General features: G+C 57.0%; 13 protein-coding genes. 11 read left to right on the top strand and 2 right to left on the bottom strand.

Going from position 1 to position 14802, the window contains the following annotated elements:
• Positions 1 to 137: 137 nt before the first annotated feature.
• Positions 138 to 1475, bottom strand: a complete 1338-nt coding sequence (locus tag B5E62_RS06735) for an IS110 family transposase (protein WP_087173866.1) — start codon at positions 1473 to 1475, stop codon at positions 138 to 140.
• A 365-nt stretch (positions 1476 to 1840) separates the two neighbouring features.
• On the opposite strand from B5E62_RS06735, the gene larC reads away from it, so the two are divergent.
• From larC to B5E62_RS06705, 7 genes are all read left to right on the top strand, one after another.
• The gene (gene larC / locus B5E62_RS06730; protein ID WP_087173847.1) at positions 1841 to 3151 is read left to right on the top strand and encodes a nickel pincer cofactor biosynthesis protein LarC; all 1311 of its coding nucleotides are present in this window, start codon (positions 1841 to 1843) and stop codon (positions 3149 to 3151) included.
• Between the two features lie 37 nt (positions 3152 to 3188).
• On the top strand, positions 3189 to 4820 hold the full coding sequence (locus tag B5E62_RS06725; protein WP_087173846.1) for an ABC transporter substrate-binding protein: 1632 nt from the start codon (positions 3189 to 3191) through the stop codon (positions 4818 to 4820).
• 49 nt (positions 4821 to 4869) lie between these two features.
• Positions 4870 to 5859: an ABC transporter permease gene (locus B5E62_RS17045; protein WP_330398037.1), complete on the top strand. Its 990-nt coding sequence runs from the start codon at positions 4870 to 4872 to the stop codon at positions 5857 to 5859.
• A complete protein-coding gene (locus B5E62_RS17040) occupies positions 5856 to 6686 on the top strand; it encodes an ABC transporter permease (protein WP_164488601.1) in 831 nt (276 codons plus the stop codon). The genes B5E62_RS17045 and B5E62_RS17040 overlap by 4 nt, the downstream gene beginning before the upstream one ends.
• 14 nt (positions 6687 to 6700) lie before the next feature.
• Positions 6701 to 7663: an ABC transporter ATP-binding protein gene (locus B5E62_RS06715; protein ID WP_087173845.1), complete on the top strand. Its 963-nt coding sequence runs from the start codon at positions 6701 to 6703 to the stop codon at positions 7661 to 7663.
• Positions 7660 to 8286: an ABC transporter ATP-binding protein gene (locus B5E62_RS06710; RefSeq protein WP_087173844.1), complete on the top strand. Its 627-nt coding sequence runs from the start codon at positions 7660 to 7662 to the stop codon at positions 8284 to 8286. Before B5E62_RS06715 ends, B5E62_RS06710 begins: the two co-directional genes overlap by 4 nt.
• Positions 8287 to 8541: 255 nt before the next feature.
• A complete protein-coding gene (locus tag B5E62_RS06705) occupies positions 8542 to 8862 on the top strand; it encodes a DMT family transporter (protein ID WP_087173843.1) in 321 nt (106 codons plus the stop codon).
• On the opposite strand, the gene B5E62_RS06700 is transcribed toward B5E62_RS06705, so the two are convergent.
• Entirely contained in the window at positions 8859 to 10028 is a 1170-nt protein-coding gene (locus tag B5E62_RS06700) for an MFS transporter (protein WP_087173842.1), read from the bottom strand. The two genes, B5E62_RS06705 and B5E62_RS06700, sit on opposite strands and share 4 nt — an antisense overlap.
• Positions 10029 to 10284: 256 nt before the next feature.
• On the opposite strand from B5E62_RS06700, the gene B5E62_RS17115 reads away from it, so the two are divergent.
• From B5E62_RS17115 to B5E62_RS06680, 4 genes are all read left to right on the top strand, one after another.
• Positions 10285 to 10452: a hypothetical protein gene (locus tag B5E62_RS17115; protein WP_206414302.1), complete on the top strand. Its 168-nt coding sequence runs from the start codon at positions 10285 to 10287 to the stop codon at positions 10450 to 10452.
• 124 nt (positions 10453 to 10576) lie between these two features.
• Positions 10577 to 13597 carry a glycoside hydrolase family 2 TIM barrel-domain containing protein gene (locus B5E62_RS06690; RefSeq protein ID WP_087173841.1) on the top strand — a complete coding sequence of 1007 codons (3021 nt, stop codon included), beginning with the start codon at positions 10577 to 10579 and terminating at the stop codon, positions 13595 to 13597.
• A gap of 26 nt (positions 13598 to 13623) precedes the next feature.
• A complete protein-coding gene (locus B5E62_RS06685; RefSeq protein WP_326167589.1) occupies positions 13624 to 13842 on the top strand; it encodes a sensor histidine kinase in 219 nt (72 codons plus the stop codon).
• A 19-nt stretch (positions 13843 to 13861) separates the two neighbouring features.
• Entirely contained in the window at positions 13862 to 14704 is an 843-nt protein-coding gene (locus B5E62_RS06680) for an AraC family transcriptional regulator (protein ID WP_087173839.1), read from the top strand.
• The last annotated feature ends 98 nt before the right edge of the window (positions 14705 to 14802 follow it).

Here is a 14802-nt window from a genome sequence, read left to right as displayed (position 1 = left end):
AAAGTCCAGCTAAGAAATGTCAAGAGGTGATATAAAAAAAGTTAAATTTGTTACAACAGAGCAAAAAAGGCAACCTTAACAGACCATTCCCCGATATAGGAGTGGTCAGGAACTAAATATCCAGAGTACCGTGTTACTTATGCAGCCTTTCTTCCCTTGTCAGGATACTCTTCGGCAAAACGCCTGCAGTGCTCCTCTGGCGTGATGATCTCAAAAGGTCTGTTATCCCGGAGCATGGCGAAGATGATGTTACAGATCTTATGCATGACAGCGCCCATTGCTACTGGCTTTTTCTTGCCGGAGCACTTCCGGGTGTAATAGGCGTAAATCACGGGATTCACAGGTGAGCCGCTCCCTTTAGCAACCTTTATGTTGTTGAGTGCGGCTATGTGAAGGACCCGCCTGGCAAGGCTGGGGCCACGCTTGGACATATGGACCTTATCGCCAGAGAGTTTTCCGGATTGCTTGACAGCGGGGTCAAGCCCAAAGTAGGCGTAAAGCTTTTTCGGAGAAGAAAACAGGTTGAAATCCCCCATCTCCGCGATCAGGACGACCGCACTGAGAAAGCCGATCCCAGGCAGGGACTGCAGAAGGCAGATCTGGTTGTAGATCAGAGTATCCTGCAGTTTCTCTACTGTCTCATGGAGCGCTTTCAGGAGTGCGTCCAGATGCTTCTGGTATTCGTAATAAGCATCGATATAAAGGCGGATGCGGATGGCATTGCTGGGGAGAGCCCGGCCAAAAACAGCGGCATCCTGTGCGGCAGCGATGATGGCATCATACTTACGCAAAGCATAAGCCTGGCCAAAACGTGCAGTATTGCGGATGATATCCACAATGTCGTCCTTGGGAGCGGCAAGCATGTCCTGCGCAAGAGGATAAGAGCTTAACAGCTTTAAGGAAGACTGGATGGTGATCTTGCTGAAGACCTTAGCGTAAGCAGGGAAAGATACTTTCAGTTCTGCGGTGAGCTTCAGGACGACAGCGGACTGGAGGTCCTTGAAATAATAGTAATCACGGACCAGGTTTCTCAGATCGACGACGGAGTCATGCGGAATGATGGAAGTCTTGAGAGAAACGTTGAGGCCGAGAAGAGCAGCCTTTTTTGAATCGAATTTGTCATTATGCAGTTTCCTTATGTTGATATTTGTGCTATTCTTAGTGATGATAGGATTAATGACGGAGCAGTCAAATCCCTTATCACGAAGGAAGCACAGGAGTGGGATGTGGTAGATCCCGGTAGACTCAAGGAAGCAGCGGCTTTTAAGAGAATACGTCTCTTGTGCTTCCTTTATTTTTGAGACAGCGAGCTCTCTGGAGGTGGGATCAGAATGGGTGATCTTAAAGGGTTTCCCGACAAGAGAACCATTGGGGAGAGCGATCGACATCCAGGTACAATCAGCGCCAACATCAAGGCCAACAGAGAGGAAAGAAGAGACGCTGTCAATAAAAGCAAGAAATCTTTGGTAATGCATGATAAACATCCTTTCCGGCAGGCATCCATTTCCAAAAGGTGGATACACAACCTAGCGGCTTATACAGGTATAGCCTGAGGCTTCCCAACCAGCCAAACCATAAATCACCACCGAATGGACAGACAGACTTTCTGAGAGGTTTCCCCGGCGGAAGGCCGGGTCCCAAGGAGGAGTCGTCAAAAGCCCTGCCTCAGTGATTATACCTCGGGATCTGACAAAGTGCATGAAGAAAGCCTCAGACACGGTAAGGAAACAATAACATCTGATGGAGAGGGAAGCCCTCCTTCAGTTATTCATTTAGACTTTGTAACTATTAACCCGTAGTCATTATTGACTACACCATTATTATACTAGGAGGAGAAGGAATGAAGACACTTTATATAGAATGTAACATGGGAGCAGCCGGGGACATGCTCATGGCGGCCCTTTACGAACTGCTGGATGACAGACAGGCATTTCTGGACAGGATGAACAGGCTGGGACTTCCCGGTGTCCGCCTGGAGGCGCGGAAGGGTGCCGCCTGCGGTATCGCCGGGACCCACATGGCAGTGACCGTGTACGGGGAGGAGGAGACAGAGCCGGAGGGGCCGGACGCTCATGAGCACGGCCATCTGCATGTCCATGACCATGAGCACGGTCATGGCAGTCATCATACTCACGACCATGCTCACACGCATCATCACCATCACGCCACCCCGGGACATATCGGGGAACTCATCAGCAGCCTGGACCTTCCGGAGCAGGTGAAGGAGAACGCGAAGGCTGTGTACCGCATCATCGCCCGGGCGGAGGCGAAGGCCCACGGCTGCCCGGAGGGGGATGTCCACTTCCACGAAGTGGGAGCCCTGGACGCGGTGGCGGATGTGACAGGCGTCTGCTACGCCATGTATCTTCTGGGGGCGGAGAAGGTCATCGTCTCCCCCGTCCATGTGGGAAGCGGGACGGTCCGCTGCGCCCACGGCGTGATGCCGGTACCGGCGCCGGCCACGGCCAACATCCTGGAGGGCGTCCCCGTCTACGGCGGCGCTGTGAGAGGAGAGCTCTGCACGCCCACCGGGGCGGCCCTCCTGAAATACTTTGCCGGGGAGTTCGGCCCCATGCCCCTCATGAAGGGGAGCCGTACCGGCATCGGCATTGGCACAAAGACCTTTGACCAGGCCAACTGTGTCCGCGCTTTCCTGGGAGAGTCGCTGGAGGAGACAGGCCGCGTCCGGACTGCACCGGAGCAGGGAGACGGCGTCATCACAGAGCTTGTCTGCAATATCGACGACATGACGCCGGAGGCCCTGGGATTTGCCTGCGCAAGGCTGATAGAGGAGGGGGCGCTGGACGCCTACACCATCCCCGGGACTATGAAAAAGGGACGGCCCGGCCATGTGCTGACCGTGCTGTGCGATCCCATGGATGAGGAGGAGATGGCCCGGCATGTCCTTGAGGAGACCACCACCAACGGACTGCGCGCCCGCCGCTGTACAAAGTACTTCCTGCAGCCAGGGATAAAGACCGTGCAGACCCCATGGGGCGAAGTGCGGGTGAAGACGGCGGAGGGACACGGTGTATCCCACGCGAAACCGGAGTACGACGATGTGGCTTCCCTGGCCCGGGAAAACGGAGTGCCCTATGAGAGGGTGTACCGGGATGCCCTGGGACAGCTGGCTGAGCCGACTGAAAAGTAGAGGATGCATGAAACACAGAAAAGGGAGTGACAGACATATGAAAAAGCGACTGATTTCCAGTTTCCTTGCCCTGGCGCTGGCGGCGGGGCTGCTGGCCGGGTGCGGCGGCAGCGGAGAGTCCTCTGAGCAGGGGGCCAGCTCCGGCAGAGACACGGACTCCGTGGTCATCGCCATGGGCCCCACCTCTGAGCCGGAGGCGGGATTTGACCCGGCCTACGGCTGGGGAGCCGGGGAGCATGTCCACGAGCCGCTGATCCAGAGCACCCTCACCGTGACCAACACAGACCTGACCATCGGGTATGACCTGGCCACAGAGTATTCCGTCAGCGAGGACGGGCTGACCTGGACCGTGAAGATACGGGACGACGTGTCCTTTACGGACGGGGAGCCGCTGACAGCGGAGGATGTGGCATTTACATACAATACAGTGAAGGAGGCCAGCTCCGTTAATGACTTTACTATGCTGGACCATGCGGAGGCGGCGGATGACACCATGGTCCTCTTCCACATGAGCCGGCCCTTCTCCATCTGGCCCTACACCATGGCCATCGTGGGGATCGTGCCGGAGCACGCCTACGACAGCGAGACTTACGGGGCCAACCCCATCGGGTCCGGACGGTATATGCTGAAGCAGTGGGACAGGGGACAGCAGGTGATCCTGGAGGCCAACCCGGACTATTACGGCGAGGCGCCCAAAATGCAGCAGGTCACTATCCTCTTTATGGAGGAGGACGCGGCCTTTCTGGCTGCCCAGGCCGGGGAGGTGGACGTGGCCTACACCTCTGCCACCTACTCGGACCAGGAGGTGAACGGCTACAGCCTGGCCTCCTACGCCAGCGTGGACAACAGAGGCTTTAACCTTCCGGCTGTGGAGGAGACAACGGACGAGGAGGGGCGGACCGTGGGAAATGATCTCACAGCGGATGTTCTTGTGCGCCGTGCTATTAATATCGGTGTGGACCGCCAGGAGATGATCGACAACGTGCTGAACGGCTACGGGAGCCCTGCCTACAGCGTCTGCGACCAGCTTCCCTGGTACAATGAGGCCTCCCAGGTGGAGTATGACCCTCAGGGAGCGGCAGACCTGCTTGACCAGGCGGGCTGGGTCATGGGGGACGACGGCGTCCGGGAGAAGGGCGGGCAGAAGGCTGAGCTCCACCTGCTCTACTCCACCGGGGACTCTGTGCGTCAGGCCCTGACAGCGGATTTCGCGGATCAGATGGAGGAGCTGGGGATTTCCTGCACCACTGAGGGAGTGGGCTGGGATACGGCCTACGACAGGGCCCTTTCCCAGCCTCTTCTGTGGGGCTGGGGTGCCCACACGCCCATGGAGCTCTACAACATTTACCACACCATAGAGGGCACAGGCTCCGCCCAGTACTCCCCCTACGGAAACGCCGCTGTGGACAGCTACATGGATCAGGCCCTTGCCAGCAGCGACCTGGAGAGCTCCTATGAGCTGTGGCAGAAGGCCCAGTGGGACGGCACTACAGGGGTGACCCAGGAGGGGGACATTCCCTGGGTGTGGCTGGTCAACATCGACCACCTCTACTGGGTGAGGGACGGACTTACTGTGGCGGAGCAGAAGATCCATCCCCACGGGCACGGCTGGTCTCTGGTCAACAACGTGGACCAGTGGACCTGGTCCGAGGACCCGGCCGGAGAGTAAAAGAGGCGAGGGGACGAAGGGATATACGAGAACGAAAGGACTGATCATTTTGAGACACCGCCTACTGTTTACGGCGAAAAAATTACTGCGGATGGGACTTCTGCTGCTGGGAGTCAGCATTGTCACATTTCTCCTGATGAGCGCCTCCCCCCTGGATCCTCTGCAGACCAACGTGGGGCAGGCGGCCCTCGGCACCATGAGCCAGGAGCAGGTGGAGCGTCTGGAGGCCTACTGGGGCATGGACACGCCTCCCCTGGAGCGATATGCGGGGTGGCTTACAGACCTGCTCTGCGGGGATATGGGGACCTCCCTTCTCTACCGGCAGCCGGTGACTTCTGTCATATGGCAGCGGCTGTCCAGCTCCCTTCTCCTCCTTCTGTCCGCCTGGGTCATCTCAGGCGTGCTGGGGCTGCTCCTGGGCGTGGCGGCGGGCGTGTGGAGAGGGCGCTGGCCGGACAAACTGATACGGGGCTGGTGTCTGCTCCTCTCCAGCTCGCCCGCCTTCTGGCTGGCCATCCTTCTCCTTTTGGTCTTTTCTGTGTGGCTCGGCTGGCTGCCGGCCGGGCTTTCTGTGCCCATCGGCATGGAGAGCAGCCTGGTGACGGCCGGAGACAGGCTGCGGCACGCCATTCTCCCCGCAGTCACCCTGAGCATCACAGGGGTGTCTAACATCGCCCTCCACACAAGGGAGAAAATGGTGGATGTGCTGGAGTCGGACTATATCCTCTTTGCCAGAGCCAGAGGGGAGTCCATGGGCTCCATCGTGTGGCGCCACGGGCTGCGGGGGATATCCCTGCCCGCCATCACGCTCCAGTTCGGGTCCGTCAGCGAGATCATAGGCGGGTCCGTCCTGGTGGAGCAGGTGTTCTCCTACCCGGGCCTGGGCCAGGCTGCGGTGACGGCGGGGCTTGGCAGCGACCTGCCCCTTCTGATGGGCATCACACTCATCACATCGGCCATCGTGTTTGGCGGCAATCTGGCGGCGGACCTCCTCTACGGCGCGGTGGACCCGAAGATAAGAAGGAGGGCGGCAAAATGACGGAAAGACACTGGAACCGAAGGGCAGGCACTCTCCTTTTCCTTGTCCTGGCCATCCTTGTCCTGGCGGGGATCACGGCAGCGGGTATCTTCCTGGAAGAGGAGGCGGCTGTGACAGATTTCTCCCGGACCAATCTGGCTCCGGGGGCGGAGTTCTGGTTCGGGACAGACTGGATGGGGAGAGACATGTTTGCCAGGACCATTGCAGGGCTCTCCCTGAGTATACGGATCGGCCTTCTGACAGCGGCGGTGAGCGCGGCTGCGGCGCTGGTGCTGGGAACGATGGCCGCCACCCTGGGGAGAAGGGCGGACAGTGCCATCTCCTGGTGCATAGACCTTGTCATGGGGATCCCCCACATCCTCCTCGTGATGCTCATCTCCATCGCCTGCGGCCGGGGCTTTGCCGGCGTCGTGGCAGGCGTGTCCCTGAGCCACTGGCCCTCTCTGGCCAGGGTGATACGGGGGGAAGTGCTGCAGCTGAAGAACGCTCCTTACATCCTGGTGGAGGAGAAGCTGGGAGTGTCAAAGCTGCAGGTGGCGTGCCGGCACATGCTCCCCCATCTGTTCCCCCAGTTCCTCACAGGGCTGATCCTTCTCTTTCCCCACGCTATCCTCCACGAGGCCAGCGTCACCTTTCTGGGCTTTGGCCTCTCCTCGGAGCAGCCCGCCATCGGCGTGATCCTGTCGGAGAGCATGCAGTACCTGACCACCGGGAGATGGTGGCTGGCTCTCTTTCCGGGGCTCTCTCTTGTGCTGGTGGTAGTCCTCTTTGCCCTGCTGGGGGAGAGGGCACGGTATCTGCTGGACCCGGCCAGCGCACACGAATAGAAGGAGGCGAGAGGATGGAAAAGGAAAGACAGAACAAAAAGCCTATACTGGAGGTGCACCATGTGTCCATCTGGTTCACCCGGTATGACCAGGGCATCCGGAGGAGCAGCCTGCCTGTGATCCGAGATCTGAGCCTGACGGTGGAGCCGGGGGAAGTGGTGGCCGTGGTGGGAGCCAGCGGGTCAGGAAAAAGCCTTCTGGCCCACGGTATCCTGGGCATCCTCCCATACAACAGCCATATGGAGGGAGAAATCCTCTACGGCGGAGAGCCTCTGACGAAGGAGCGGGCGGAAAAGCTGCGGGGAAACGGCCTGGCCCTCATCCCCCAGGGCGTTACCTACCTGGACCCCCTCATGAAGGTGGGGGCCCAGCTCACCAGGGGGAGGAAGGATGAAAAGACAAAGGAGCGATGCCGGCAGGTGCTGGAAAAATACGGCCTTGGCCCTGAGACGGCAGACCTCTATCCCTTTGAGCTGTCCGGGGGTATGGCGAGAAGGGTGCTGATCGCCTCCGCTGTTATGGACGAGCCAAGGCTCATTATCGCGGACGAGCCCACGCCGGGGCTGGATGCCCGGGCGGCCGGCCGTATCCTGGGACACTTCCGGGAGCTGGCGGAGACCGGTGCGGGGATGCTCTTTATCACCCACGACCTGGAGCTGGCCCTCACCATCGCGGACCGGGTGGTGGTGTTCTACGCAGGGGAGACCATCGAGGAGGCCAGGGCGGAGGACTTTCAGGATGAGGGGAGACTCAGGCATCCCTTTACAAGGGCGCTCTTTCGCGCTATGCCCTCCCACGGCTTCGCCCCCATCCGGGGAAGCCAGCCCTACCCGGGCACAGTCTCATCCGGCTGCCCCTTTGCCGGGCAGTGTGAGGCCGGCCGGAAGGAGTGCGGCGAGGCGGACCGCATTCCCGTACAGCGGGTCAGAGGCGGTCTGGTGCGGTGCCTGTATCCGGAAAAGGAGGAGACAGTATGACGCTGGAAGCAAGAGACGTGACATTTTATTACAGAGGGAAAAAGAAATCGCCGGTGCTGGACCACTTCAGCCTGTATATAAACTCCGGTGAGCGGGTGGGACTTAAAGCTCCCAGCGGCAGGGGAAAGACCACCCTGTGCCGCCTCCTGGCAGGGTATGAGCGGCCGGTGAAGGGGGAGATTCTGCTGGACGGGAAGCCCTTGGGAGCCTACAGGGGGGCCTGCCCGGTACAGATGGTCTGGCAGCATCCGGAGACTGTGGTAGACCCGCTGCTGCGGCTGGGAACTACGCTTTCGGAGGCGGGGGATGTGGAGGAAAGGCTGAGGGAGGCGCTGCATATTGAGGAGGGATGGATGGACCGTTTTCCCTCGGAGCTGTCCGGCGGGGAGCTGCAGAGGTTCTGTCTGGCAAGGGCTCTCCATCCGGGAGTGAGATTCCTCCTCTGCGATGAGATATCCGCCATGCTGGACCTGGTGACCCAGGCCCAGATCTGGCAGTTTCTCCTTGAGGAGACGAAGAGGCGTTCCCTGGGACTTCTGGTGGTGAGCCACGATGACAGCCTGCTGGACCAGGTGTGCACCCGGATCGTGGAGCTGCCCTTCCCCTCCTGGCGCATTTTTTAGAGCGTATTTTTGCGCTTTTTATGGGACGGGAGAACGGGTCAGCCTTGACTTTCCGGCGTGTTTGTGGTAATTTTGAATGGCTGAAAAAGTCCCCCCTGGATGGGACAGAGCGGACACAAAAAACAGGATTTACGGAGATTTACCGCCGGGTAACGTCTTATTTATTCCAGTAGGCCTTAGTTGGAATAAGTAGGACGTTTTTTCTGTGTCTGACTTCAGCGGAGATAAAAGCGATCACATAGGAGGTATAGGAATATGGCATGGGTTTATCTGGTTATCGCAGGTGTTATGGAGGTGTTCTGGTCCACCTGTCTGAAGCTCTCGGAAGGATTTACGGTGCTGAAGTTTACGGTGCTGACCATTGTGGGGATGGTGGTCAGCTTTCTCTTTCTGTCGCAGGCCACAAAGACGCTGCCCCTGGGCACGTCCTACGCTATCTGGACAGGCATAGGCGCCCTGGGGGCAGTGGTGGCGGGAGTCATTCTTTTTAAGGAGTCCATCACTCCCGCAAGGTGCTTCTTCATCCTTCTGCTCCTTGTGGGGATCATGGGGCTGAAGGCCACATCCGGCCACTAAAGGAACCGCAGCAGGAAGAGCCCGGCCAGGCTGGCCAGTCCCGCGACGACAAGGGAGATTTCCTGCCCTGCCAGGGAAAGCAGAAGGGGGGAGACAAGGGAGGCGATGCTATAGCCGATCATGGCCGCCCCGTAGTTGGTCCCCTGGTACTTTGTGCCGAAGCGGTCGGATACGACTACGGGGAAGACGCTCACCACGCCGCCGTACACGAGGCAGACTGCGGAAGAGAGAGCTGTGAAGAGTGCGCCTCTGGCAAAGACCAGCCCAAAGGCAGAGACAGTGCACAGAAGGTACGTGGCCGCAAGTACCCTGCGGCGCCCGGTGCGGTCGGAGAGCCAGGGGAGGGCGAAGCGCCCCGCAACGTTAGCCGCGGAGGCGACAACCACGCCCAGGAGGGCGGCGGTGTCTGTCAGACCCCGCTCCATCCCCAGGGATTTCATCACCGGGTTCACCAGGGCGTAGGCCGGGACGGCCAGGGCGTACACAAGGCTGATGATATAGAAGGAGCGGGTGCGCATCATCTCCAGGGGCGTGTACTGCCTGGAGTCAGTTTCCAAAGAGGCCTGTGAGGCCTGGTGCGCGCATATCCTGGCCCCGCTTTCCTCCGGCTCCCGCAGGAAAAAGATGCCCAGGCAGAGGACGGCGTAGATGAAAGTGACCCAGAGCATGGCGGTCCGATAGCCAAAGGAGGCCAGGAGCCGGTCGCACAGGGGATTCATGAGGATGCCGGAGAGACCTACCATGCCGATGGTGATGCCGGAGACCATGCCCCGGCGCTCCGGGAACCAGGCCTGGGGCACGGCGGTGAGCATGGCAAAGGCGCAGCCCGAGCCAAAGCCTCCCAGGGCCCCGTATCCCAGACTGATCAGCCAGGGCATGCTGTGGGGAGCTGTGGCGGCCAGGAAAAAGCCGGCGCACATGATAAGGCTTCCGAGAAAGGCGGTCATCCGGGCACCCGCCCTGTGCTGGAGATATCCGCCTGCCATGTTCCCTGCGGCGAAGATGCCGATGATGAGTGTAAAGGGCAGGCTGGAGGCGGCAGTGGAAAGGCCGTACTCCTCCTTGACATAGGGCTGGAAGACAGTCCATATGTAAGGATTTCCATGGACAAAATTGACGATGGCGGCAGCCGCCAGGATGAGCCATCGGTTCGTTGATCTTTTCATAATGCGCCTCCTCTCATCAGTGCATCTTTGTTCTCACTCTTCATTATAATCTTTAACTTTTCCGACGTACAGACGAAATCTGGACGTATCCTTTGACTTTCACTCAAAAAAGTCCAAACAGACAAAAATAATCACAAAATTTTTAAAAATTACCTGTAAAAATTAAAAAATTGAAAATCCAGACTAATTATTTCCTAAAGAAACAGGAGGGGTGTGTGCTATAGTAAAGGCACAAAGATTGAAGGAGGATTTTATTATGAAACTGAAAAAAGTATTGGCGGCAGTGTTGGCCTGCGCAATGACATTCAGCCTTGCAGCCTGCGGAAGCTCATCTGAAGAAGGAGGATCCGGCGATGCTGCAAGAAAACGCTGCCCCTTGTCATTTCAGCAATGGGTTCATCTTATACGCCGGATTATGGTATGATGATGGTGGCCGTTCTGATCATGACCATCCCCACGGCACTGATCTTCTTCTTCATGCAGAAGCAGTTTGTGGCCGGAATGACAGGATCTGTGAAGGGCTAACTTAGGAGAGGAGCAATAAAGTTATGACAGCAAAAGAGGCAAAGACTTCCTGGCTTGCAGATCCGGAAGTATTCGCAGTAAACCGGGTGGAAGCGCACTCGGATCATCTGTACTATGAAAAGGAAGAAGAGATCGCTCTGGCGGGGGATATGCCCCTCAGACAGAGCTTGAACGGGACATGGTATTTTTCCTATGCCACCTGTCCCGATATGAGGATCAAGGATTTTTACAGGGAGGACTTTGACTGCCGCAGCTTTGATCATATCCAGGTGCCGGGCCATATCCAGACCCAGGGCTATGACAGGAACCAGTACATCAACACCATGTATCCCTGGGACGGGCAGGAGGAGATGCGCCCGCCCCAGGTGTCACAGCGGTATAATCCGGTGGGGAGCTATGTGAAATACTTCCGTGTGGACGAACATTTAAAAGGAAAGCAGACGTTTCTTTCCTTCCAGGGTGTGGAGACGGCCTTCTATGTGTGGGTCAACGGCGTCTTTGCCGGGTACAGCGAGGACAGCTTCACACCGGCGGAATTTGACATTACCGGCTATCTGAAAGAAGGAGAGAACAAGCTGGCTGTGGAGGTGTACAAAAGAAGCAGCGCAAGCTGGCTGGAGGACCAGGATTTCTTCCGCTTTTCCGGCATCTTCCGGGACGTGTATCTCTACGCTGTGCCAAAGATGCATGTGAGGGATTTCTTTGTGAAGGCAGAGCTGGACGACACGTACACAGAGGGCTGTCTGCGGGTGGATATGAAGCTGGCAGGGGAGCCGGGGGGCAGGGTGTCTCTTAAGCTGTGTGACAGAGAGGGAAATAAGGTGGCCGAGGGCTCCTGCCAGGCGGACAGGGAAGTCTCTCTTACGTGCGGCGCAGGAAAGGTGAGATGCTGGAGCGCCGAGGACCCTTACCTGTACACACTGCGCATTTACCTGGAGGACCAGGAAGGAAATATAGCCGAGGTGGTGCCCGAAGGGGTGGGCTTCCGGAGATTTGAGATGATTGACAAAGTCATGTGTCTCAACGGAAAGCGAATCCTTTTCCGGGGTGTGAACCGCCACGAATTCAATGCCAGAAGAGGACGCGCTGTGACAGAGGAAGATATGCTGTGGGACATCCGCTTTATGAAGCGGCACAATCTGAACGCGGTGCGCACCTCCCATTATCCAAACCAGACGCTGTGGTACCGTCTGTGCGACAGGTACGGCATCTATCTCATCGACGAGACTGATCTGGAGAGCCACGGCTCCTGGCAGAAACTGGGCCAGTGCGAACCGTCCTGGAACGTGCCGGGAGATAAGGAAGAGTGGAAAGCCTGCGTCCTGGACCGGGCAAACTCCATGTTCCAGAGAGATAAGAACCATCCCAGCGTGCTGATCTGGTCCTGCGGAAATGAGTCTTACGCAGGCACCTGTATTGAGGCCATGTCGGATTTCTTCCACAGGGAGGACCCGGGCAGGCTGGTGCACTATGAGGGCGTGTTCTGGAACAGGGCCTTTGACCATATCAGCGATATGGAAAGCCGCATGTACGCAAAGCCCCAGGAGATACGGGAATATCTGGAAAAGGATCCGAAGAAGCCCTATATAAGCTGCGAGTACATGCACGCCATGGGCAACTCCTGCGGCGGCATGAAGCTGTACACAGACCTGGAGAGGGAGTTTGATCTGTACCAGGGAGGATTTATCTGGGATTACATCGACCAGTCCCTGTACAGGATCAACGAGCAGGGGGAGGAAGTGCTGACCTACGGCGGCGACCACGACGACCGGGCTACGGACTATGAGTTCTGCGGAAACGGCCTTGTGTTCGCAGACAGGAAAGAGTCTCCCAAGGCCCAGGAAGTGAAAGCGCTCTATTCCAATGTAAAACTGACGCCCACTGAAGAAGGCGTCACTGTGCGCAACGAGAACCTGTTTATCACCACAGGCGGATATACATTCAGATACCGTCTGCTAAGAGACGGCGTCTGCCTGTTTGAAAAGACCCGCAGCGATATTGCCATCCCTGCCCGGAGCGAAGCATTTGTGGAGCTGGATTATCCGGAGGCAGAAGAGCCAGGAGAGTATATCTTTGAAGTGCAGATGCTTCTTTCAGAAGACACACTGTGGGCCAAGGCAGGCTATGAGATCTGCTTTGGCCAGCATGTGAAAAAAGTGGAAGAAGAAAAGAAAGAGAAAAAAGTTTCCATGGAGATCATACACGGCGATGTGAATATCGGCGTAAGAGGCGAAGGATTTACCGTCATGTTCTCCAAAGCGGAAGGGGGCATCGCCTCCCTGTGCTACGACGGGAAGGAGTATATCACAAGAACGCCGAAACTGACATACTGGCGGGCCCTCACGGACAATGACAGGGGCGCGAAGCTTGGATCTGCCTGTGCTCCGTGGATGACGGCGGGGCTGTTCCCGAAACTTACCGGCGGGGATATGCAGGAGGAGAAGGACAAAGTAAGTATTACCTTTGAGTACACTCTGCCTGTAGTGCCTGTGACAAAAAGCTTTGTCACCTACACCGTGACAGGGGACGGCGTGATCCACGTCCACCTTCTTTACAGAGGGGAAAAGGGACTGCCCCATCTTCCGGCTTTTGGTATGGACTTCCGTCTCAAAGAGAGGTATCATAATGTAAGATATTATGGATATGGACCGGAGGAAAATTACATTGACCGCAGGGAGGGCGCGAAGCTGGGCGTCTACGAAAGTACCGCGGCGGACAATGTATCGCCCTATCTTGTGCCCCAGGAATGCGGCAATCACACAGGGGTCAGATGGGTGGAAGTGACAGACGACGAAGGGGCGGGCCTTCGCTTCCAGGCGGAGGAAGGATCCTTTGAAAACAGTGTGCTGCCCTGGAGCGCTTATGAGCTGGAGGCTGCCACCCACCAGGAAGAGCTGCCGCCTGTGCACTACACATGGGTGCGGATACTGGCAGCCCAGATGGGCGTGGGAGGAGACGACAGCTGGGGAGCTCCTGTACATGATCAGTTCCTTATTTCCTCTGACAGTAATCTGGAGCTGCGTTTTGCCATCAGAAAATCTTAGAGGAGTGAGCCGGGGCGCGTGCTTAAATTGTAGACATTGAAGACGACGGCGTCGGCATGACCACGGAGAAGCTCATGGATATCCGGGGGAAAAACGGGCAGAAGACAGAGCATTTCACAGGCATCGGGGTCAACAATGTGGATAACCGGATCAAGATGATCTACGGGATGGACTACGGCATCAATATTGTCAGCCAGGAGAACGAGGGAACGAAGATCACCATCTTATTGCCTTTGAGAGACTAAAAAGCCGGAGGAGTTTTGTATGGAAGACGCACATGTATTGCAGTTAAAAAACAGAAAATTTTCGGATCTGTATCTTTGCTTCTGCGGCTACGCCCGGTGCCTGCCCCTGCACAGCTTCGGCCCTGCGGTCAGACCCAATTATATTCTCCACTATATCATAAAAGGGAAGGGGCGGTTCACGGTGGGAAATGAGGAGTACCGGCTCCGCGGGGGACAGGGCTTTCTCATTGAGCCGGAAGTACTGACATTTTACGAGGCGGATAAAGAAGATCCCTGGACATATGTGTGGATCGGATTTTCCGGGGATCGGGCAGGAGAGTACCTGCGGGATCTGGGCCTTGGCAGCGAACATCCTGTCTACCAGTGTTCCAGCGGAGAGAAGCTGGAGAAGATTGTCCAGACCATGCTGGAGAACAAGAATTACACAGTGGCAAATGAGTATCTGCTGGAAGGGCTGCTCTACCAGTTTTTCTCTGTGCTGGCAGAAAATATAGAGATCGGGGAGGGGCGGAAGGAAAAAGATGACAACCTCTATATCCGCAAGGCGGTGGAGTATATCCAGAACCACTATTCCTACCCGGTGCAGGTGGGGGAGATCGCCGACTATGTGGGCATTAACAGGAGCTATCTCTGCACCCTCTTTAAAGAACATCTTCACTTGTCGCCCAAAGAGTATCTGACCAGCTTCCGCATCACAAGGGCCGCCCAGCTTCTGGAGATCACCGAACTGTCCATAGAGAGTGTGGCCATGTCCTGCGGCTACCAGGATGCGCTGGGATTTTCCAAGATCTTCAAGGCCAGGATGGGGGTGACGCCCTCTGCCTACAGAAAGAAAAATGAAGAGCGCCAGTTAACATTCTGACTGTTTTTTATCACGTAATAACCTGTTGCGGGAGCTCCCTTTTCTATATAATGGTGGAAGCAGTAAAGCGAAGAGGCAAAAGACTTTTCAGACAGGAG

Source organism: Lachnoclostridium sp. An118 (genome assembly GCF_002160985.1).
GTDB classification, from domain to species: Bacteria; Bacillota; Clostridia; order Lachnospirales; family Lachnospiraceae; genus Claveliimonas; species Claveliimonas stercoravium.
The sequence above is the reverse complement of the archived record's forward strand: the minus strand, read 5'-3'. Positions and strand labels throughout refer to the sequence as shown.